Source organism: Agrococcus beijingensis (assembly GCF_030758955.1).
Classification (GTDB): domain Bacteria; phylum Actinomycetota; class Actinomycetes; order Actinomycetales; family Microbacteriaceae; genus Agrococcus; species Agrococcus beijingensis.
In genome coordinates, this window is sequence record NZ_CP132360.1 from 2,051,590 (window position 1) to 2,069,180 (window position 17,591).

At 70.0% G+C, this 17,591-nt stretch carries 24 protein-coding genes; 9 read left to right on the top strand and 15 right to left on the bottom strand.

Annotated features, from left to right (window positions below; translation table 11 throughout):
• Positions 1 to 15 precede the first annotated feature (15 nt).
• The 5 genes from Q9250_RS09915 to Q9250_RS09935 form a co-directional block, all read right to left on the bottom strand.
• Positions 16 to 363, bottom strand: coding sequence for a type II toxin-antitoxin system PemK/MazF family toxin (locus Q9250_RS09915; RefSeq protein ID WP_306231733.1), 348 nt, complete (start codon positions 361 to 363; stop codon positions 16 to 18).
• Entirely contained in the window at positions 356 to 586 is a 231-nt protein-coding gene (locus Q9250_RS09920; RefSeq protein ID WP_306231734.1) for a hypothetical protein, read from the bottom strand. Before Q9250_RS09920 ends, Q9250_RS09915 begins: the two co-directional genes overlap by 8 nt.
• A gap of 34 nt (positions 587 to 620) precedes the next feature.
• Positions 621 to 1,142: a DUF1877 family protein gene (locus Q9250_RS09925; RefSeq protein ID WP_306231736.1), complete on the bottom strand. Its 522-nt coding sequence runs from the start codon at positions 1,140 to 1,142 to the stop codon at positions 621 to 623.
• Between the two features lie 92 nt (positions 1,143 to 1,234).
• Positions 1,235 to 1,552 (bottom strand): 4a-hydroxytetrahydrobiopterin dehydratase, encoded by a 318-nt coding sequence (locus Q9250_RS09930; RefSeq protein ID WP_306231737.1) that lies wholly within the window; start codon positions 1,550 to 1,552, stop codon positions 1,235 to 1,237.
• 65 nt (positions 1,553 to 1,617) lie between these two features.
• Entirely contained in the window at positions 1,618 to 2,067 is a 450-nt protein-coding gene (locus Q9250_RS09935) for a GNAT family N-acetyltransferase (RefSeq protein WP_306231739.1), read from the bottom strand.
• A gap of 59 nt (positions 2,068 to 2,126) precedes the next feature.
• Here Q9250_RS09935 and Q9250_RS09940 point away from each other — a divergent pair, with 59 nt between their 5' ends.
• On the top strand, positions 2,127 to 2,465 hold the full coding sequence (locus Q9250_RS09940; protein ID WP_306231740.1) for a TraR/DksA family transcriptional regulator: 339 nt from the start codon (positions 2,127 to 2,129) through the stop codon (positions 2,463 to 2,465).
• A 59-nt stretch (positions 2,466 to 2,524) separates the two neighbouring features.
• Entirely contained in the window at positions 2,525 to 2,965 is a 441-nt protein-coding gene (gene arfB, locus Q9250_RS09945; RefSeq protein WP_306231742.1) for an alternative ribosome rescue aminoacyl-tRNA hydrolase ArfB, read from the top strand.
• An 18-nt stretch (positions 2,966 to 2,983) separates the two neighbouring features.
• Here arfB and Q9250_RS09950 read toward each other — a convergent pair whose 3' ends face one another.
• Positions 2,984 to 3,709: a competence/damage-inducible protein A gene (locus Q9250_RS09950; protein WP_306231744.1), complete on the bottom strand. Its 726-nt coding sequence runs from the start codon at positions 3,707 to 3,709 to the stop codon at positions 2,984 to 2,986.
• A gap of 302 nt (positions 3,710 to 4,011) precedes the next feature.
• Here Q9250_RS09950 and Q9250_RS09955 point away from each other — a divergent pair, with 302 nt between their 5' ends.
• The gene (locus tag Q9250_RS09955) at positions 4,012 to 4,671 is read left to right on the top strand and encodes a hypothetical protein (protein WP_306231746.1); all 660 of its coding nucleotides are present in this window, start codon (positions 4,012 to 4,014) and stop codon (positions 4,669 to 4,671) included.
• 30 nt (positions 4,672 to 4,701) lie between these two features.
• Here the strand turns inward: Q9250_RS09955 and Q9250_RS09960 are convergent, their stop codons facing one another.
• The 5 genes from Q9250_RS09960 to Q9250_RS09980 form a co-directional block, all read right to left on the bottom strand.
• Positions 4,702 to 4,989, bottom strand: a complete 288-nt coding sequence (locus tag Q9250_RS09960; protein ID WP_306231747.1) for a hypothetical protein — start codon at positions 4,987 to 4,989, stop codon at positions 4,702 to 4,704.
• A 10-nt stretch (positions 4,990 to 4,999) separates the two neighbouring features.
• Positions 5,000 to 5,470, bottom strand: coding sequence for a hypothetical protein (locus tag Q9250_RS09965; protein WP_306231749.1), 471 nt, complete (start codon positions 5,468 to 5,470; stop codon positions 5,000 to 5,002).
• Positions 5,471 to 5,629: 159 nt separating this feature from the next.
• Positions 5,630 to 6,577 (bottom strand): hypothetical protein, encoded by a 948-nt coding sequence (locus tag Q9250_RS09970; RefSeq protein ID WP_306231750.1) that lies wholly within the window; start codon positions 6,575 to 6,577, stop codon positions 5,630 to 5,632.
• Positions 6,578 to 6,762: 185 nt separating this feature from the next.
• The gene (locus Q9250_RS09975; protein WP_306231752.1) at positions 6,763 to 7,959 is read right to left on the bottom strand and encodes an MFS transporter; all 1,197 of its coding nucleotides are present in this window, start codon (positions 7,957 to 7,959) and stop codon (positions 6,763 to 6,765) included.
• 13 nt (positions 7,960 to 7,972) lie between these two features.
• On the bottom strand, positions 7,973 to 8,320 hold the full coding sequence (locus Q9250_RS09980) for an ArsR/SmtB family transcription factor (RefSeq protein WP_306231753.1): 348 nt from the start codon (positions 8,318 to 8,320) through the stop codon (positions 7,973 to 7,975).
• Between the two features lie 86 nt (positions 8,321 to 8,406).
• Here Q9250_RS09980 and Q9250_RS09985 point away from each other — a divergent pair, with 86 nt between their 5' ends.
• From Q9250_RS09985 to Q9250_RS10010, 6 genes are all read left to right on the top strand, one after another.
• Entirely contained in the window at positions 8,407 to 9,693 is a 1,287-nt protein-coding gene (locus Q9250_RS09985) for an NAD(P)-binding domain-containing protein (protein WP_306231755.1), read from the top strand.
• A 74-nt stretch (positions 9,694 to 9,767) separates the two neighbouring features.
• Positions 9,768 to 10,736 (top strand): thioredoxin-disulfide reductase, encoded by a 969-nt coding sequence (trxB, locus tag Q9250_RS09990; RefSeq protein ID WP_479688790.1) that lies wholly within the window; start codon positions 9,768 to 9,770, stop codon positions 10,734 to 10,736.
• On the top strand, positions 10,733 to 11,872 hold the full coding sequence (gene arsB / locus Q9250_RS09995) for an ACR3 family arsenite efflux transporter (protein WP_306231758.1): 1,140 nt from the start codon (positions 10,733 to 10,735) through the stop codon (positions 11,870 to 11,872). The genes trxB and arsB overlap by 4 nt, the downstream gene beginning before the upstream one ends.
• Positions 11,869 to 12,915 (top strand): metalloregulator ArsR/SmtB family transcription factor, encoded by a 1,047-nt coding sequence (locus Q9250_RS10000; RefSeq protein ID WP_306231760.1) that lies wholly within the window; start codon positions 11,869 to 11,871, stop codon positions 12,913 to 12,915. The genes arsB and Q9250_RS10000 overlap by 4 nt, the downstream gene beginning before the upstream one ends.
• A 9-nt stretch (positions 12,916 to 12,924) precedes the next feature.
• A complete protein-coding gene (locus tag Q9250_RS10005; RefSeq protein WP_146792724.1) occupies positions 12,925 to 13,248 on the top strand; it encodes an ArsR/SmtB family transcription factor in 324 nt (107 codons plus the stop codon).
• Positions 13,249 to 13,307: 59 nt separating this feature from the next.
• Positions 13,308 to 14,195: an arsenate reductase ArsC gene (locus tag Q9250_RS10010; RefSeq protein WP_306231763.1), complete on the top strand. Its 888-nt coding sequence runs from the start codon at positions 13,308 to 13,310 to the stop codon at positions 14,193 to 14,195.
• Here the strand turns inward: Q9250_RS10010 and Q9250_RS10015 are convergent.
• From Q9250_RS10015 to pstC, 4 genes are read right to left on the bottom strand one after another with little or no spacing between them, the layout of a single operon-like run.
• Positions 14,182 to 14,871 carry a response regulator transcription factor gene (locus Q9250_RS10015; RefSeq protein ID WP_306231764.1) on the bottom strand — a complete coding sequence of 230 codons (690 nt, stop codon included), beginning with the start codon at positions 14,869 to 14,871 and terminating at the stop codon, positions 14,182 to 14,184. The genes Q9250_RS10010 and Q9250_RS10015 overlap by 14 nt on opposite strands.
• Positions 14,871 to 15,665, bottom strand: a complete 795-nt coding sequence (gene pstB / locus Q9250_RS10020; protein ID WP_306233979.1) for a phosphate ABC transporter ATP-binding protein PstB — start codon at positions 15,663 to 15,665, stop codon at positions 14,871 to 14,873. Before pstB ends, Q9250_RS10015 begins: the two co-directional genes overlap by 1 nt.
• A gap of 60 nt (positions 15,666 to 15,725) precedes the next feature.
• On the bottom strand, positions 15,726 to 16,625 hold the full coding sequence (gene pstA / locus Q9250_RS10025; protein WP_306231765.1) for a phosphate ABC transporter permease PstA: 900 nt from the start codon (positions 16,623 to 16,625) through the stop codon (positions 15,726 to 15,728).
• The gene (gene pstC / locus Q9250_RS10030) at positions 16,625 to 17,581 is read right to left on the bottom strand and encodes a phosphate ABC transporter permease subunit PstC (protein ID WP_306231767.1); all 957 of its coding nucleotides are present in this window, start codon (positions 17,579 to 17,581) and stop codon (positions 16,625 to 16,627) included. The genes pstA and pstC overlap by 1 nt, the downstream gene beginning before the upstream one ends.
• Between the last annotated feature and the right edge of the window lie 10 nt (positions 17,582 to 17,591).

A 17,591-nucleotide genomic window follows, 5' to 3' on the forward strand; every position in this document is an offset into this window, starting at 1 on the left:
AGGCATCGCGGCGAGTCATGGGAGGCCGAGGAAGTCGCGCAGCCAACGATCGACATCACGCATGGTGGGCTGGTCGGCCACGCCGACCACGACGCCGAGACGGTCCCGGGTCACGGTGCGAGGCTGCTCGGTCATCGCGAAGCTCGTCCGCGGCAGTTCGAGAGCCGCGCCTCGGAGCCGCACGTGATTCGGCCAGCCCCTTGCCGTCGTCGTCACCGGCACGACGATCGCGAGCGTGTCCGCCTGCTCGAGGTACAGGTCGCTCGACACGACCAGAACCGGTCGCCGCCCGGCTTGCTCGCGGCCACGCGCTGGATCCAATTGGGCCCAGACGACCGCGCCACGCCTCAGCTGCTCAGCCATTGCCCGCTTCGCTGGCGAGCTCGACGTCCCAGTCGTTGAACTCGTCCCAGTACCCGGCGTCCGCTGCGCGCAGCGCACGACCGAAGGCCTCCATCCTCTGACGCCGCTCGTAGCCGTCGAGCAGACGCTCGATGAGCCCTGCAGCCGTGGTGCCGCGCTCGCGTGCGTCGTGGTTGATGCGGTCGCGGAGCTCGGTCGACACCTTGATCGTCGTCATCGCCATGGTGCCAGTCTACTGCTTGGTATACCGGTGTCGCTCAGCCGATCAGGTAGGCCATGCCCCGCCCGTCGGCGACCAACCCTGCGACGAACTCGCGGGCTCGCTGGAGGTGACTCAGCGCGTAGTCGGCCTCGTGCCCTGGCTCGGCTTCGTAGCGCGCTCTCCCGCTGAGACGTGCTCGAACGGCATCGTCGTCGAGCTCGTCGAGATCGACGACGATCTCGCGGACGTCCTGCGGCGTCAACGCGCGCACCCACGCTTCCCAGCCCTCGTACGTCTGCCGGACCCGACCCTCAAACATCCGGAAGGCCGGACGCGCGGGCGATCCGTCCTCGCCGGGGCCAGTGGCGGTCTGCAGGTCAGACCACGCCTTGTCGAGGTAGAGCATGTCGGCCTCCGGCACGGACTGGCGGAAGTCGGTCGTCGTGCCGACCCGCCAGCCGTGCGGGAGGCCCCAAGCGTCGGCGAGCGGATCGGAAGAGATGATGCTGCGCGGGTCGGCGAGCGCTTGCTCGGTGCGCTCGGGCTCGAAGGCGTATGCGTAGTAGCGGATTCCCATGCGGCGAGTGTCGCTCAGCAACCAGCGACCCGAAGCAGCCGCGGGGCGTGGCTGTGGAGGACGCGACGTGGCGCTCCGTGTCGCTGGTGGCGTCAGCGGTGCTCGGCCGTCTCGATGCCCATCGCCGTCGCATGCTCGCTGACCTCGCGCGCGAGGCGCAGGTCGCGGCCGGTGACACCACCCGCGTCGTGACTGGTCAGCGTGACCTCCACGGCCCCGTAGGTCAGCTGCACGTCGGGGTGGTGGTTCGCCGCCTCGGCCGACGCGCCGACGCGGTTCACCAGCTCCAGCCCCGTGGCGAAGCTGCCGGTGCGGAATCGCGCCGTCAAAGTGTCGTCGACGTGTCGCCAACCGGTCAGCCCGGCGTCGGCGATCTCGGATGCGGTGAGCTGCTGCTTCGGATCCTGCATGCGTCCATCGTGGATGCTCCAGCCCGCCCGCGCCATGCTCGACCTGCGGCAGTCACCAGGCGCGCTCACGCCTGCTCGGCCGCAAGCACCATCACCTGCTCGGGGTTCGGATGCAGCACGAAGCCGGCCTGCAGGTAGATCTCGTGCGCGTCGGCGGTCGCGAGCATCAGCCGCTTCAGCTGCAGCGGGCGCACGGCATCGACGATCGCCCTCGCGAGCGCGGAGCCGAGCCCGAGCCCGCGGGCGGAGCGGTCGATGTAGACGTCGCACAGCCAGCCGAAGGTGGCGCCGTCGGTGACGAGCCGGGCATAGCCCACCTGGGCGCCGTCGGCCGCGTAGACGCCGAAGCTCACCGATCCCGCGATCGCGCGGCGCACGACGTCCACGTGCCTGCCCAACGCCCAATACGCATCCGTCGACAGCCACGTGTGGATGCGCTCGACGTCGAGCCGTGCGGGGTCCGTGTCGACGACGTAGCCGTCGAGCAGCGCGCGCTGCAGGTGCGGGGCGTTCATGCCAACATCCTGCCGCTGGTGCGGCCGAGCCGTGGCCGCGCACGACCTATGGTGGAGCGATGTCGGATCCCCGCGCAGCCAGCATCGCCGAGCGGCGCCGCGCCGTGCTCGCGCAGCTCGCCGACGTCGAGCAGCAGCTGACCGAGCTGCGTCGCATGCGCGAGCGCGAGCACGACGACGACGAGCACGACCCGGATGGCGTGTCGCTGTCATCGGAGTGGTCGCGGCTCGAGGGCCTCCGGCAGACACAGATGGATGCGTTGGCGTCCGTCGACGAGGCGGCCGCGCGTCTCGCGCGCGGCCAGGGCGCGACCTGCAGCGTCTGCGGCGGGCCGATCGCGCCCGAGCGGCTCGAGGCGCGGCCCGACGCGACCACCTGCATCGGCTGCGCGCGCTGAGCGATGCGCTCGCGCATCCGCTGGCTCGCCGGGGCACGCCGCTCGGGCACACTCGTCTCGTGGACGATCTGCACGTGCCCCCAGGCCCCGGCGCACCGCGCGGCCTGCGCGTGCCCGCGGTCGAGCTGGTAGAGCAGTTCTCCCGGTCGTCGGGCCCTGGCGGGCAGGGCGTCAACACCACCGACTCGCGCGTGCAGCTGAGCCTCGACCTCGCGACCACCAGCGCGCTCAGCGAGCCGCAGCGCGCTCGCGTGCTCGAGCGGCTCGCCGGCCGCCTCACGGGCACCGTGCTCACGGTCAGCGCCTCGGAGCACCGCTCGCAGCTCGACAACCGCAACGCGGCGCGACGCCGCATCATCGCGCTGCTGGGCGATGCGGTCGTGCCTGCCTCCGTGCGGCGCGCGACCCGGCCCACGCGCGGCTCGCAGCGTCGGCGCAGCGAGGCGAAGATCCAGCGATCCGAGACCAAGCGCAACCGCAGGCCGCCGCGCCCGGAGTGACTCCTGCGCGAGCGCCGATCAGGCGGTCGCGCTGCGGATCGCCTCCAGCCGCTCGATTGCTCGGTCGATGAGGGCGGCGTCGGTGCCGCGCACGACGATGTTCGTGCCGTAGCCCGTGGTGTCGCGGAACGGGTAGGAGCCGATGCTCAACGTCGGCAGCGCGGCGGCGAGCTCGCGCAAGGGAGCCGCGATGCGGCCCTCGCCGACCTCGAAGCGCACCTCGCGCGACAGCACGGGGCTGCCCGCCTCGAGGCTGGGCAGCAGCTCGTCGAGCATCGCGACGAAGATGTCGGGCACGCCGGCCATGACGTGCACGTTGCCGACGCTGAACCCCGGCGCGCCGCTGATGCGGTTGACGATGAGCTCCGCGCCGGCCGGGATGCGCGCCATGCGCAGGTGCTCGGCGGTCAGCACCCGCCCCACGCCGACGGCGGCCTGCATCTGCTGGCGAGCATCGTCGCGCACCTCGACCGCGACGCCGAACGCGGCGGCCACGGCATCCACCGTGATGTCGTCGTGCGTCGGCCCGATGCCGCCCGAAGTGAAGACGTGCCGGTGCGCGGCGCGCAGGGCGTTGAGCGCATCGACGATCACGCCGTGGTCGTCGGGCACGACGCGGATCTCGCGCAGCTCGATCCCGACCGGGGTCAGCCGACCGGCGAGGTGGTAGGCGTTCGCCTCGCGGGTGCGGCCTGACAGGATCTCGTCGCCGATCACGAGCATTGCGGCGGTCGGGTTCGACATAGGTCAAGACTGCCGTGCCCGCGGGCCGGAAGCCAACCGACGGGGGCCGCGAATGTGGAAGCCCCTCGCGCCGAGGCGGAGGGGCTGTCACTGGGCCTTCATCCAAGACGTTTCCCGCCCCAGGAGTACCGGGATCCAGACTGCCAGCGCGCGCCTGGGCAGATGCTGGACGGCGGCTTTGAGCGCCCTCCACAGGCGACCGCTCGAGAGCAGGTCGACGGCGAACCGGGGCTCGCCCGACTATCCACAGGTGCGACTGCTGCCCACCCCGCGAGAGCAGCGGATGCGCCATCGTGCCGCTCATGACGATCACGCCGACCGAGCCACCGCACCCGACACCGCTGCAGGACGCTGAGCCGCCACGTCGAGGCAAGCCGTGGAACGAGGATGACTTCCTCGAGCTCATGCGCGCGTGCCGCGGCGGCTCCACGCTGGCCGAGATCGCTCGACGAGTCGGGCGCTCAGAGTCGAGCATCGGACCGCAGCTGCGACGCCTGCTCCCCACAGAAGAGCGGCATCTCCCTGTCGAACTCGCCCTGCCACGACTGCGTCAGCTCGACCGCGACGGCGACTACGACTGGCTCTCGGCGCTCGCCCAGCGATCGAAGTCGCCGTGGGAGATCGAGCGGGAGGCGCTGGCGGAGCGTGACGCGCGGGGCATCGGCACGTTCAACGACGAGGAGCTGCTGACCGTCGCTCTCGCCTTGGCGAGCTGCTCGCTCCCGTTGCAGACCACGGTCACGCAGCGATGCGCGCAGGAGCTGGACCGGCGACGACTCACCGACGAGCTGCACCGTCGTGCGGCGCGCCTCACCCAGGCCGCGGCGGAGCGACTGTTCGGGCGCGATCGGTACCGCGATGATTACCAGCCCTACTGGCAGGTCGAAGAGCATCCGTCGATCGTCGACGCACAGGGCTGGCTCGCGCGCGGCGGCCAGTCGCCGCAATACGGCGGCGAGTAGGCACCGGACCGAGGCCCTGTGCTCATCGCGCTACGCGCGAGCGCGCGTCGCGGCGCGAAGGGCCAATCGCAGCGCGTCCACCTCTGCCGCCACCCGCGCGGAACCCACGTCCTGGAAGGAGCCCATACCCCCGACGTAGAGCAACGACGCCTCCCGGGCGCCCTGCCGAAGCGCATCCGCATCGGCGACGTCGACGAACAGCTCCTCGAGCCATGCAGCAGTCGATCGTCGCCGCGAGTCTCCGTCCGCTGCGCACGCGTCGCGCAGCCGCTCGATCGCTCGGCGGACGTCGTCGAGTTGCGACTGCCAGCGAACCATCGTCACCCCGTCACTCCCGCCGCCACCGAGAGCGCGCGGACGCCAGCAGCAGCACTACCCCGTCGCGAAGCCTTCGGCTGGCGTTGGGACCCGTCACGGCGAGCCGGTCGCTCCCCCGGTAGGCCTGGACGGCACGATCGAACGCTTCGGCGGGAAGCTGCAGCGGCGCCATCGCCAGGTCACGTTGCGCCAATCGGTCGGCGAGCTCGGCGACCACGGTGCGCATCCCTCCGCGCCCTCGCACCGCGCTGCGGACGCGGTCGCCCTCCCCGGTCAGGCTCAGGCTCCAGCCCGAGCCGACCTCGGCGATCCCCGACCCGACCAGGATCGACCATGCCGTCTCCATGCGTTCCCGATCGGGGACATCCGCCTGCAGCATGTCCCAGCCGGACACCAAGGATCTCAGCCCTTGCGATCGCCCGGTTCCCTGCAGCAGCGTCATCACCGTGGCTGCATCGCCGATGTCGCCGCGACCGATCATGAGCGCCAGCCTAACCGCGAGCCCGACGGGCCCGGGTCGGGGGCCGAACTCACACGTCGAAGCGGAACGTGGTTCGGCACCCTGACCCGTACTGCAGCACCCCGCAGGGCCAGGGAACTAGCGGAATCACGCCAGGCGGACTCGGGTGCCCACCGCGGCTTACTGGGACTCCTGCGGACTCGGTGCGGACCGCAGGCCCCGGTCCGCTCCCCCGGTTTCCTCCCGCTCGAAGACCGCAACTCGCTCAAGCAACGCTTCGACTTCGCTCGCAAGCTCGCGCTGTCGCTTGCCCGCGCTCTTGACGTCGAGTGCCGCATGGACGCGATTGAGCAAGGCTGCAGCGTCGAGCATCAGCAACCGCCCGTCCTCACGACGGCGCATCTCGATGATGTCCCCGAGGATCACGCGAAGCCCTTCCTCGGTCCTGTCCGCGAAGCGGTCGGTCGAGTCGAAAGTGGGGTGACCCTCCGGAAGCCAGGGCTGCTCGATCCGATTCAGCAGAACCTGCTCGGCACGCTCGGCCCGTTCCGTGTCCACGTCCCGCAACATGCGACGGGCGAGTAGCGCGTCATCACGGAGCAGAGCCTGGCGTGCCAACCTAGCCACGACCGACCATCCGACAACGGTGCCGCCATCCTGCTCGAATCCAAGCGCGTCCTGAAGCTCGGAGACCGGCACTCCCACCTCCAGCGCTAGACCCTCCACATCGAACACGACGCCAGCGCCGTCTCGCCAGTACTTGTACTCCCAGTGCGGGGACTTCTCGTCTTCGAGCACCGCCATCGCAACGTCGAGCGCTGGCCAGCCCGGCCAGTCGGACGTCAATCGAGCCCAGCGAGCATCCTCATCGCGGAGGGCCTCGACGTCCGCCCAAGGCGCCTTCAGACGGCCTGGAGGCACCGCCTTCCGCCCTGTCTCGAAGCCCTCCTCGAACAGGACCACGCGCACGCGCGGCGGCCGACTGTCGGGCACGATCGCTTGGATGAGCGCCTCGAGGTAATCGCTCTTCCCGGGCTCCTTGTACGCCCAGCGTTCTCCGGGCTCGAAGTGCGCTCGCACCTCGTCGAGCGTCCACCGAGTGTCGCTGCCGCGCCTGAACTTCACCACGACCGCATCCTCCCGCATCTCGCGTCCGAACGATGCGAAGACCGGTGCCCAGCGCCTATCCGCGGAACGTCCTGCCGCTGCTGCAGGCAATCGGAGTCGGCGTTGGCGAAGGGACTGCAGCGGTGCGACGCACGCTCGCCAGTTGGTGGTGCAACGCACGCGGTCCGGGTCGTCTTCGCCAGTCGTCAGCTGAACCGCGCCAGCATCAACCCAACGATCGCGAGTACGGCCGCGACCAGACCCATCGTTGCGTACGAGCCGGTCGCGCTCGCGAGGACGGGGCCGAGCGCGGGGCCGAGCGCTGTCACCGCGGTGATCGGCGCGGCGAACGCGCCGTTGATCGCCCCGTAGTTCCGCGTTCCCCACCGATCCGCCACCGCGGAGCCCTGCACGAGGGTCTGCGCGCCGCGCACGGCGCCTGCGCCGATCCCGATGAGGATCAGCAGCCAGGGTGGGCCGGGCACGAGTGCCAGCAGACCGAGCGCGAGTGCGCTCAACCCGGCGGTCAGTGCGAGCGGCACCCAGGGCGACGCGCCGTGCGGCAGCACGACGTAGACGATGCGTCCGAGCACCTGCCCAGCACCAAGTAGTCCGAGCCCCCACGCCGCGAGCTCGAAGGTCATACCGTGCTCGGTGTACAGCGGGATGATCGCGAGCGTCACGCTGTACAGCGCCGCCGCGACCGCGATCATCGCCAGCTCCAGCGTCCAGAAGCGGCGTGTCCGCAGCACCGTCGAGACGGAGTGGTGCGGCTCCTCCGCCACTCCCGCTGACCGTGGCGGCCACATCCGCTCGAGGCTCAACCAGTGGAGCGGTGTCGTGGTCACCACCAAGACGACGGCGAGTGCGAGCATGGTCGCCCGCCAGTCGAGCACGCTCAGCATCCCGGCGACGACGGGCGCGAACACCGTCGACGCCAGACCGCCCGCGAGCGTGACGACGGTCATCGCGCGGCGCCGGCCGGATGCGTGCCTGCGCGTGATGACCGTAAACGCGGCCTGGTAGAGCACGGCGGACTGACCCAGCCCGACGACGATCCACCCGATCACGAACACTGGCAGGTCGTGCGCGGCGCTGACGACCACGAGGCCGAGCGCGCCGACGAGGCTGCCGCCAGTCATGACGACGCGGGGGCTGCCACGGTCGAGCCACCGCCCGACGAGGATGCCCGCGATCGCGGACGCCACGAGGCCTGCCGAGAACGCGAGCATCACCGTCGCGAGCGGCCAGCCCGTGTCGGTCGAGACGACCGGCGCAGCGACGATCAGCGCGTAGTACAAGATTCCCCAGCTGATCACCTGCCCGGTGGACAGCGTCGCGAGCCGCCAGCGCTGCGAGCCGGGCGCGAGACCGACCTCGTCCGGCGGAGCGTCGGTGCTCACCCGGCAGTTCCTGTCAGAACGCGCGCAGCGCGGCGGCGGCGTCGTCGAGCGCCGGGCGCACGACGGAGTAGTACGCCCACTTGCCTCGCTGCGCGCGCTCGACCAGTCCAGCCTCGGTGAGGATGCGCATGTGGTGCGAGACCGTGCTCTGCGAGAGCCCGACGGGATCGGTGAGGTCGCAGACGCAGGCCTCACCCTGCTCACCCGCGGCGATCAGCGAGAGCAGACGGACTCGCGTGGGATCGCCCATCGCTTTGAAGACCGCCGCCATGCGCACCACCTCCTGCGCCGACACCGCCGACTCTGCCGGCGTGCAGCAGGTCTCTGGAGCCTCAGCGGCGACGATTGTCGTGGGGGTCATGGCGGCAGTCTGCCACACGCATTGACAAACGTCGATACGTTGCTGGAGGATCAACGCATCGACGGACTTCAATGCGAGGAGCATCCATGTCTGACCTTCCCGTCATCGTCATCGGCGCCGGCCCTCAAGGACTCGCCGCCGCGGCGCACCTGCTTGAGCGCGGCTTCGAGCCGATCGTGTTGGAGCGGGGCGCGAGCGCGGGCGCTGCCGTGTCGGAGTGGGGTCACGTGCGGCTGTTCTCGGCCTGGGACGAGCTCGTCGACTCGGCGAGTCGACGGCTGCTGCAAGCGGAGGGGCAGGCTATCCCGACCTCGGGCTACCCCAAGGGCGAGGCGTGGGTGCGCGACTACCTCGCGCCGCTCGCCGCAGCACTGGGCGACCGCGTGCGCTTCGGCTTCGAGGTGACCTCGGTCACTCGACTCGGCCGAGACAAGGTCGTCGACGGAGGCCGCGCAGAGCAGCCGTTCGCGGTGCGGGTGATCGACCGCGAGGGAAGCGAGCAGCGCCTGCTCGCACAGGCCGTGCTCGACGCATCCGGCACGTGGACCCAACCCGGCCCAGCGGGCGCCGACGGCACGCCCGCGCTCGGCGAGCGAGCCGCAGCCGACCACATCGAGTACCGCATCCCCGCCGACGTCAGCGCGCTCGCCGGGACGCACGTGGCCGTCGTCGGTGCGGGCCACTCTGCGGTGCACGCGGTGCTGCGGCTGGCCGAGCTCGCGGAGCGCCACCCCGGCACGCGCGTCACCTGGCTCGTGCGGCGGCCCTCGGTCGAGGGCGCACTCGGCGGCGGGGAGGCGGATGCGCTCCCCCAGCGCGCCTCACTGGGCGTGCGCGCTCGCCGTGCCATCGAGCGCGGCTCGGTCGAGCTGATGACCGGCTTCCGCGTCGAGGAGATCCGACGCGCGGGCGACGGCATCGTGCTCGTCGCTGAGGACGGCCGCGAGCTCGGACCGGTCGCGCGGCTGTTCGCGCTCACCGGATTCCGTCCGGACCTCTCCATCGTGTCCGAGGTGCGGGTCGCGATCGATCCCGCCCTCGACTCGGTCGCCGGCCTCGCGGCGGAGATCGACCCCAACATCCACTCGTGCGGCACGGTCGCCGCGACCGGAGCGGCCGAGCTCGCTCAGCCGGAGCCGAGCCTGTACATCATCGGTGCGAAGAGCTACGGCCGTGCGCCCACATTCCTGGCGCTCACCGGCTACGAGCAGGTGCGGAGCGTCGTCGCGGAGCTCGCGGGCGACCACGAGGCAGCGTCCCGGAATGAACTCGTCCTGCCTGAGACGGGCGTGTGCGGCGGCAGCGGCGACTTCGGCGGCAGTAGCTGCTGTGCCGCGCCTGAGACGATTCAGCTCGCGGCCGCGGCGGTCTGACCGAAACCGTCGCGGAGCGCTCCGCGCGTCGGCTTGCTCCGTACATCTAGTTCCGTCAATATAGAGATGTGTCTATGCAAACTACAGAGCTCGTCATTGTCGGTTCGGGTCCGGCTGGTTACACGGCTGCCATCTACGCGGCGCGCGCGGGCCTGGCCCCCGTGGTGATTGCGGGATCCGTCACGGCGGGTGGTGCGCTCATGACCACCACTGAGGTCGAGAACTTTCCCGGCTTCGTGAACGGCGTCCAGGGCCCAGAGCTCATGGAGTCGCTGCGTGCGCAGGCAGAGCGCTTCGGTGCCCGCATCCTGCTCGACGACGCGATCGAACTCGATCTCGAGGCACCCGTCAAGCGCATCCGCACCGGCTCTGGCGACGAGTTCGCTGCGAGCGCCGTGATCCTGACGATGGGTTCCGCCTACCGGAAGCTCGGCCTGCCAGCCGAGGACCGCCTCAGCGGGCACGGCGTCTCGTGGTGCGCGACGTGCGACGGGTTCTTCTTCCGCGAGCGGGAGATCGCGGTGATCGGTGGCGGCGACTCGGCGATGGAGGAGGCGCTGTTCCTCACCCGGTTCGCATCCAAGGTGACGATCGTGCACCGCCGCGACGCCTTCCGTGCATCGCGGATCATGGCCGAGCGGGCCCTCACGCACCCGAAGATCGACGTGGCCTGGAACAGCGAGGTCGTCGATCTCGTCGGCGACCAGCAGCTCGAGTCGATCACGCTTCGCGACACCGTGACCGGCGCCGAGCGCGCACTCCCCGTCAGCGGCGCCTTCATCGCGATCGGCCACGACCCCCGGTCAGAGCTGGTCGTTGGGCAGGTCACGACCGACAGTGACGGCTACGTCCTCGTCGATCACCCCTCGACGCGCACCAACGTCGCAGGCGTCTTCGCAGCGGGCGACCTCGTCGACCACACCTACCGGCAGGCGATCACCGCCGCCGGCACCGGCTGCGCGGCCGCGCAGGACGCCCAGCACTACCTCGCAGCACTCGAGCTCGCGCAACCTGCCCACCTCGTCGAGAGCCTCGTCGCGTGACCGTCGCCACCAGCGCCGAGCAGGCGCCGATCGAGGCAGCTGCTCCTCGCCGCCTCTCCGCTCTGGACCGCTGGCTGCCGCTATGGATCGCGCTGGCCATGGGCGCTGGGCTGCTGCTCGGCAGCACCGTGCCCGCCGTCGGCGCGCTCCTCGCGCAGCTGGAGATCGGCGGGATCTCGCTGCCGATCGCGCTGGGCCTCCTGGTGATGATGTACCCGGTGCTCGCCAAGGTTCGGTATGACCGAGTCGCCGCCATCGCGGGCGACCGGCGTCTGCTGATCTCGTCCCTCGTGCTCAACTGGCTCGTCGGGCCGGCGCTCATGTTCGCCCTTGCCTGGCTGCTCCTGCCCGACCTGCCCGAGTACCGCACCGGCCTGATCATCGTCGGCCTCGCTCGATGCATCGCCATGGTGGTCATCTGGAACGATCTCGCCTGCGGCGATCGAGAAGCAGCGGCCGTGCTCGTCGCCATCAACTCCGTCTTCCAGGTCGTCGCCTTCGCCGTGCTGGGATGGTTCTACCTCAGCGTGCTGCCGGCATGGCTCGGCCTCGAGGTGCAGGGACTCGACATCTCCATGGGCGAGATCGCGGTCAACGTGCTGATCTTCCTCGGAATCCCGCTCGCCGCCGGGTTCGCGTCGCGCTGGATCGGCGAGCGCACGCGGGGACGCCAGTGGTACGAAGGCACATACCTCCCCGCGGTCGGTCCGTGGGCGCTCTACGGCCTGCTCTTCACGATCGTGCTGCTGTTCGCCCTGCAGGGCGAGAACGTCGTGCAGCGACCGCTCGACGTCGCCCGCATCGCACTCCCGCTGCTGGCCTACTTCGCGCTGATGTGGTCGATCGGCCTCGTCACCGGCAAGGCCCTCAGGCTCGGCTACGCGCGCTCGACGACGCTCGCATTCACCGCGGCCGGCAACAACTTCGAGCTCGCGATCGCCGTCGCGATCGGGACCTTCGGTGCCGCATCGGGCCAGGCGCTCGCCGGCGTCGTCGGACCCCTGATCGAGGTGCCGGTGCTCGTAGGGCTCGTCTACGTCTCGCTCTGGGCGCGCCGCGTCTGGTTCCGCACCGATCCTGTCCCTTCCGAGCCTGAAGTCGGCTCCCTGTCGAGCCGAGAGCGGAGCACGCCATGACGACCTTGACTCAATCGCCGTCCTGCTCGACGACGGTGTCGCACGCCATCGGTGATGCGGCTGCGGCAGCAATCGCGATGATGATGAAATCGCTCGCCGACCCGTTGCGCCTGCGCATGCTCTCCGCGATCGCTTCCGATCCCCGGGCTGAATCGTGCGTCTGCGATCTCGCCGAACTCGCTGACGTGTCGCAGCCGACCGTCTCTCACCATCTCAAGGTGCTGAAGGACGCTGGAGTGCTCGTCTCTGAGCGTCGCGGCACGTGGGTCTGGTACTCGATCGAAGCCTCGCTCCGACCGGCGATCACGACCCTGCTCGAGTCGTTCGCACCGGCTGCGCTGGCCCCGTCGGCGTTGACAGACCGCTACCAGGGCCTCGAGGACGTCGACGAGGCGCTCACGCACATGGCTGCCACCCTCTCCGCTCGGCACCCGCAGTTGAGCGCGGACGCCGTCGCCGGCGTGGTGCGCGAGTCGTATGCCGGATTGGCTCGAGCTGCGCGGATCACCACGCACCTCGTGCCGCTGACCGAGCGCTTCGCCCGGCAACGGCTGGCCGATCTCGCGCGCGACCGGGTCGCTGCGCCGCCGCAGGTGTTGTTCGTGTGCGTCGCGAACGCTGGCCGTTCGCAGCTGGCGGCGGCCATGATCGAGCGAGCCTCGCAAGGACGTGTCGTCGCCCGATCCGCGGGCTCGTCGCCAGCGGCAGCGGTCCACCCGAGCGTGCGCCCGCTGCTCGAAGAGCTGGGCGTCGGGGCACCGCTCGAAGCGTTCCCCAAGCCGCTGACCGACGACGCGGTTCGCGCCGCCGACGTCGTCATCACGATGGGTTGCGGCGACGTCTGCCCGATCATCCCGGGAGTCCGGTACGAGGATTGGGCTGTCGGAGATCCAGCGTTGGCCTCGCCTGAGGGCGCCACCGCGATCAGGGACGACATCGCCGTCCGTGTCGATGCGCTGCTCGAGAGCCTCCTCGGTCCGACCATGGACCCTGCACCGCGCGTCGCCACAGAGCAGAACAGGAGCCGAGGTGCTCGGCGATAGCATCGGAAGATGGGAGCCCGCGCGATCGACCCGGCCGATCACGCCGGCCGACGGCCCCTCGACCGCGGAAGCGCCGAGTCGATCGCGCAGACGCTGCGCGCACTCGCCGATCCGACTCGTCTGCAGTTGCTCAGCCTGATCGCCAGCGCTCCCGATGGGCAAGTGACCATCGGCGTCCTCGCTGACGCTCTCGGGCTTCGTCAGCCGACGGTGACGCACCACATCCGGATCCTGGTAGCCGATGGCGTCGTGCAGCGCGAGCCCGTCGGCCGCCAAGTCTGGATCTCCCTGAGTCCAGACCGCCGCGACGACATCCTCGATCTCCTGCGATGACCCGGCGGCCGGCGGTCTCGGGCGCTGCGCTCGACGTTGCGGCGGCGAATGCGCGCGTTATGCAGCTGAAGGCGCTCGCAGACCCTCTGAGCCTGCAAGTGCTGAGCGTCGCGGCGACACGCGGAGCTGTGCAACGAGATGCCCTCAACGAAGCCCTTGAGGCCTCAGCGTCCGACCTCGCAGCCGCCATCGAGGGTTTGTCTGCCGCTGGGCTGCTCGAGTCGCGTCTCGATGAGCTCTCCCCCACGCCCGACGCCCTCGTCCGGTTCGGGCGCATCCTCGCCGCCGACTCTCGCAGCGCGCCGCCCGCCGACCCGGTCGCGAGAGGCGCACTCCCCCCGGCGATCGAGCGGGTCGCGGCTGACCTCGGCTACCGGTTCAGCTCCACCTTCGCTGCCGAGACGGTGCATCGATACGTGGGTGAGAGCTATGACCTGCTCCGGTCGCGCGCGAGCATCTCGACGCATCTGCCTTCGCTCACCGCTCGATTCGCCGCCGACCGCCTGGGCGCGCTCGCAACCGCACGGGGACTCGTGCTCGCTGGGACGCCGGAGGTGCTCTTCGTCTGTGTGCAGAACGCGGGCCGTTCGCAGATCGCGGCGGCCACGCTTCGGCACCTGGCGGGAACTCGTGTGCATGTGCGGACCGCCGGCTCTGCGCCGGCGTCGCGGGTCCACTCCGACATCGTCGATCTGATGGACGAGGTGGGCATCCCTATGGCCGCCGAGTTCCCGAAGCCGCTGACGGACGAGGTCGTGCTGGCAGCCGACGTCGTGGTCACGATGGGATGCGGAGACGCCTGCCCAGTGCTGCCGGGGCGCCGCTATCTGGACTGGGCGCTCGACGACCCGGTGGGCAAGGACCGAGAGCAGCAGCGCGCGATCCGCGACGCGATCCGTTCGGAGGTTGAGGGCCTGCTCGACGAACTGGGCGTCACACTTCGCTGAGGCGGAGGCAGTAACCGACGCGGGCTACCGGCTCCACGACGATCCCCCCACCCGCGGCGGCGCGCAGCTCGGCTCGGACCGCGGCGATCGCGCGACGAACCGCCTTCCGCGTCACGGGCGTGCCGCCTGGGCGCAGGGCCAGTTCATCGAACCGCGCCGGCTCGGGATACGCGCGCATCAGCCGCTGCAGCTGGTCGAGCTGGCTGCGACGAAGAGGAATGTCGGTCTCCGCCCACCGCGCCAGGTCGCGATGCAGGTCGAGCGTCAGCTTGCCGACTCGGAGCGCGTTCGCCGACGCGCGAGGCGCCGCTCGAAGCGCGTGGTGGGCTGCACTGCCCAATTCCGCCGCCGTCACCGGAGCATGCAGCAGCGTGTTGACGCCCCGCTGGATCGCGATCCCGACTGCCTCGGAGGTCCATCCGTTCGCCAGGGCTAGGAGGACCGGAATGGACTCCAGACGCTGCACGAGCTCAAGGAGCTCGATGAGGAGCGCAGGCTCGAGCGACGTCGGCACGAGCAGCACCGCGTCGTGGTGCCGGATGGCCTCGGCAAGCGCCCCGAGCGGATCTGGTCGTTGCGCGACATGGAAGTGATGAAACCGGTGCTCGGCGGGGCTGCCTCGCACGAGCGACTCTCCGACCGCGACAACGGTCGCGTGGCCGGTCGCCGCCAGCATCAGCCGAACTTGCCGGAGATGTAGTCAGAGGTCCGCTCGTCCACCGGACGCTCGAAGATCTGCGAGGTGCGGCCGAACTCGACGAGCGCGCCGAAGCGATGGCCGTGCTCGTCGACCTGCGCGGTCAGGAACGCCGTCCGGTCCGCCACTCGGGCCGCCTGCTGCATGTTGTGCGTGACGATCACGATGGTGTAGTCGTCGCGCAGCGATTGCATGAGGTCCTCGATGCGGGATGTGGCAATGGGGTCCAGTGCGGAGCAGGGCTCGTCCATGAGGATCACGTCGGGCTTGACCGCGATCGTCCTCGCGATGCACAACCGCTGCTGCTGCCCTCCGGACAGGCCGAGCGCGGAGTCCTTCAGCTTGTCCTTGACCTCGTCCCACAGCGCAGCGCGCGTGAGCGCCTCCTCCACGAGGTCATCCATCGAGCCCACGCGCATGCCGGTGACGCGCGGTCCGTAAGCGACATTGTCGAAGATCGACTTCGGGAAGGGGTTCGGCTTCTGGAACACCATCCCGATCCTGCGGCGCACCTCGATGGGATCGACGTCCCGGGCATACAGGTCCTGCTGGTGGAAGAGCACCTTCCCGTCCACACGGGCGCCTTCGATCAAGTCGTTCATCCGGTTCAGCGAGCGCAGCAGCGTCGACTTCCCGCAACCGGACGGGCCGATCAGGGCCGTGATCTCGTTGAGGCCGAAGTCGAGGTCGATGCCGCGGACTGCACGGAAGTCGCCGTAGCTGACGTCGACGCCCTCGCAGCTGAGGACCGGCTGCGGCGGGAAGTCGTCGATCTCATGTCGGCGGCGGGCCTGGACGTGCACGGTGGGCTTGTGTGATTCGGTGGACATGGGTCACCAACGCTTCTGGAATCGGTTGCGGATGAGGATTGCGACGGCGTTCATCGCGAGCAGCACGCCGAGCAGCAGCACGCTGGTCGCGGCTGCGAGCTCGTGGAAGCCCGCCTGGGGCCGTCCCGTCCACCCGAAGATCTGGATCGGCAGGGTCGTGTAGCCCGAGAGCAGCCCGTTCGGGTCGAAGCTGACGAACACCAGCGCTCCGAGCACGAGTAGCGGCGCTGCCTCTCCGAGCGCTCGGGAGAGCGCCAGGATCGTGCCGGTCGCGATGCCGGGGACTGCGGAGGGCAGCGTCTGCCGCCACGTCGTCTGGAGCGGGGTCGCTCCGAGTGCGAGCGAACCATGGCGGATCTCCATCGGCACGGATCGCAGCGCCTCGCGGGTCGCGATGATGACGACCGGAAGGATGAGCAGCGAGAGCGCGAGCGCTCCCCCGATGACGATGCTCTTGTCGCGCACACCCAGCAGCGAGAGGAACGCAAGGGCGAGAAGGCCGTAGACAATGGATGGAACCGCAGCGAGGTTCTGCACGTTGAGCTCGATGAGGCGGTTGAACCAATTTCGGTGGTCGGCGAACTCCTCAAGGTGCACGGCGGCCGCGACGCCGAGCGGGACCGTCATGACCGCCGTCGTGATGATCACCCATATGGAACCGAGGATGGCGGGGCGCGCACCGGCCTCGTCGGGCGACGACGCCGGGTACTCGGTGAACAGTCGCGTCGTGAACTGCGGCATGCCCTCGAGGACGATCGTGATGATGAGCGTGACGAGCACGCTGAACGCTACGACGAGTGAGAGCCAGAGCAGTATCAGGAAGAGCACCGGTCCCGGGCGGCGTTCGCCGCCGCGCCCCGTGAGCGGTCGGGTGCCGCGGATCGCGGACTGCAAGCTCGTCATCAGTAGGCCTCTCGGAAGCGTCGCACGAGGGCGATGCTGATCGCGTTGATCACCAAGGTGATGCAGAAGAGCAGTAGGCCGACGGCGAAGAGGGTGTCGTACTCGAGCGAGCCGACGCGGGAGTCGCCGAGCGCGGCGTTCGCGATGAAGCCCGTCATCGTCTGCCCTTGCTGCAGCGGGTCAGAGACCATCACCGCCTGGTTGCCGGCGGCGATGGCGACGATCATCGTCTCACCGACGGCGCGGGACACCCCGAGCACGACCGCGGCGATGATGCCCGAGAGGGCGGCCGGGAAGACGACGCGGACTGTGGTCTGCATGCGGTTCGCACCCAGCGCTGCAGAGCCCTGTCGGAGCGCCTGCGGCACGGCGGACATCGCGTCCTCCGAGATCGACGCGATGGTCGGGATGATCATGATGCCCATCACGAGGCCTGCGGCGAGGACGCTGAACGCGCCCGTCGGCAGCTGCAGCCATTCGCGCAGCACGGTGGCCTGTACGAACTGGAGCGCGAAGAAGCCATACACGACCGTCGGCACACCCGCGAGGATCTCGAGGAGCGGCTTGAGCACCTTGCGGAGCCTGGCGCTCGCGTACTCCGACAGCAGGATTGCGGCGCCCAGGCCGAGCGGTACCGCGACCACGAGCGAGATCACCGTGGTCCAGAGAGTGGCGGTCACGAGCGGCAGGACGCCGAATGACGAGTCCGCGAAGCGGGGCGCCCAGCGGTCGCCGAACAGGAAGTCCGTCAGGGGCACCTCGGCGAAGAAGCCGAGTGACGGCACGAGGAGGGCGACGACGATGCCGAGGGTCGTGACGACGGTGATGCCGGCTGCGACCCGCAGCGCCAGCCTGACCAGCGCTTCACCCGGTCGGCGACGGCCGCGCAGGGAGGGCGAGGCCGGGAGGCCCGGGTCCAGACCCGGGCCTCCCTTCCGTGCAGTGATGCTCGTCATGTGCGTCGCT

Coding starts and splice junctions, on each gene's coding strand:
- Q9250_RS09960 (WP_306231747.1), bottom strand. CDS start 4,989: ATGGTTCGCTGGCAGTCGCAACTCGACGACGTCCGCCGAGCGATCGAG.
- Q9250_RS09965 (WP_306231749.1), bottom strand. CDS start 5,470: ATGATCGGTCGCGGCGACATCGGCGATGCAGCCACGGTGATGACGCTG.
- pstC (WP_306231767.1), bottom strand. CDS start 17,581: ATGACGAGCATCACTGCACGGAAGGGAGGCCCGGGTCTGGACCCGGGC.
- Q9250_RS10015 (WP_306231764.1), bottom strand. CDS start 14,871: ATGCTGGCGGCGACCGGCCACGCGACCGTTGTCGCGGTCGGAGAGTCG.
- Q9250_RS09955 (WP_306231746.1), top strand. CDS start 4,012: ATGACGATCACGCCGACCGAGCCACCGCACCCGACACCGCTGCAGGAC.
- Q9250_RS10000 (WP_306231760.1), top strand. CDS start 11,869: ATGACGACCTTGACTCAATCGCCGTCCTGCTCGACGACGGTGTCGCAC.
- Q9250_RS10010 (WP_306231763.1), top strand. CDS start 13,308: ATGCAGCTGAAGGCGCTCGCAGACCCTCTGAGCCTGCAAGTGCTGAGC.
- Q9250_RS09925 (WP_306231736.1), bottom strand. CDS start 1,142: ATGGGAATCCGCTACTACGCATACGCCTTCGAGCCCGAGCGCACCGAG.
- Q9250_RS09940 (WP_306231740.1), top strand. CDS start 2,127: ATGTCGGATCCCCGCGCAGCCAGCATCGCCGAGCGGCGCCGCGCCGTG.
- Q9250_RS09980 (WP_306231753.1), bottom strand. CDS start 8,320: ATGACCCCCACGACAATCGTCGCCGCTGAGGCTCCAGAGACCTGCTGC.
- pstA (WP_306231765.1), bottom strand. CDS start 16,625: ATGACGAGCTTGCAGTCCGCGATCCGCGGCACCCGACCGCTCACGGGG.
- Q9250_RS09950 (WP_306231744.1), bottom strand. CDS start 3,709: ATGTCGAACCCGACCGCCGCAATGCTCGTGATCGGCGACGAGATCCTG.
- Q9250_RS10005 (WP_146792724.1), top strand. CDS start 12,925: ATGGGAGCCCGCGCGATCGACCCGGCCGATCACGCCGGCCGACGGCCC.
- Q9250_RS09915 (WP_306231733.1), bottom strand. CDS start 363: ATGGCTGAGCAGCTGAGGCGTGGCGCGGTCGTCTGGGCCCAATTGGAT.
- Q9250_RS09920 (WP_306231734.1), bottom strand. CDS start 586: ATGGCGATGACGACGATCAAGGTGTCGACCGAGCTCCGCGACCGCATC.
- Q9250_RS09985 (WP_306231755.1), top strand. CDS start 8,407: ATGTCTGACCTTCCCGTCATCGTCATCGGCGCCGGCCCTCAAGGACTC.
- Q9250_RS09935 (WP_306231739.1), bottom strand. CDS start 2,067: ATGAACGCCCCGCACCTGCAGCGCGCGCTGCTCGACGGCTACGTCGTC.
- Q9250_RS09930 (WP_306231737.1), bottom strand. CDS start 1,552: ATGCAGGATCCGAAGCAGCAGCTCACCGCATCCGAGATCGCCGACGCC.
- trxB (WP_479688790.1), top strand. CDS start 9,768: ATGCAAACTACAGAGCTCGTCATTGTCGGTTCGGGTCCGGCTGGTTAC.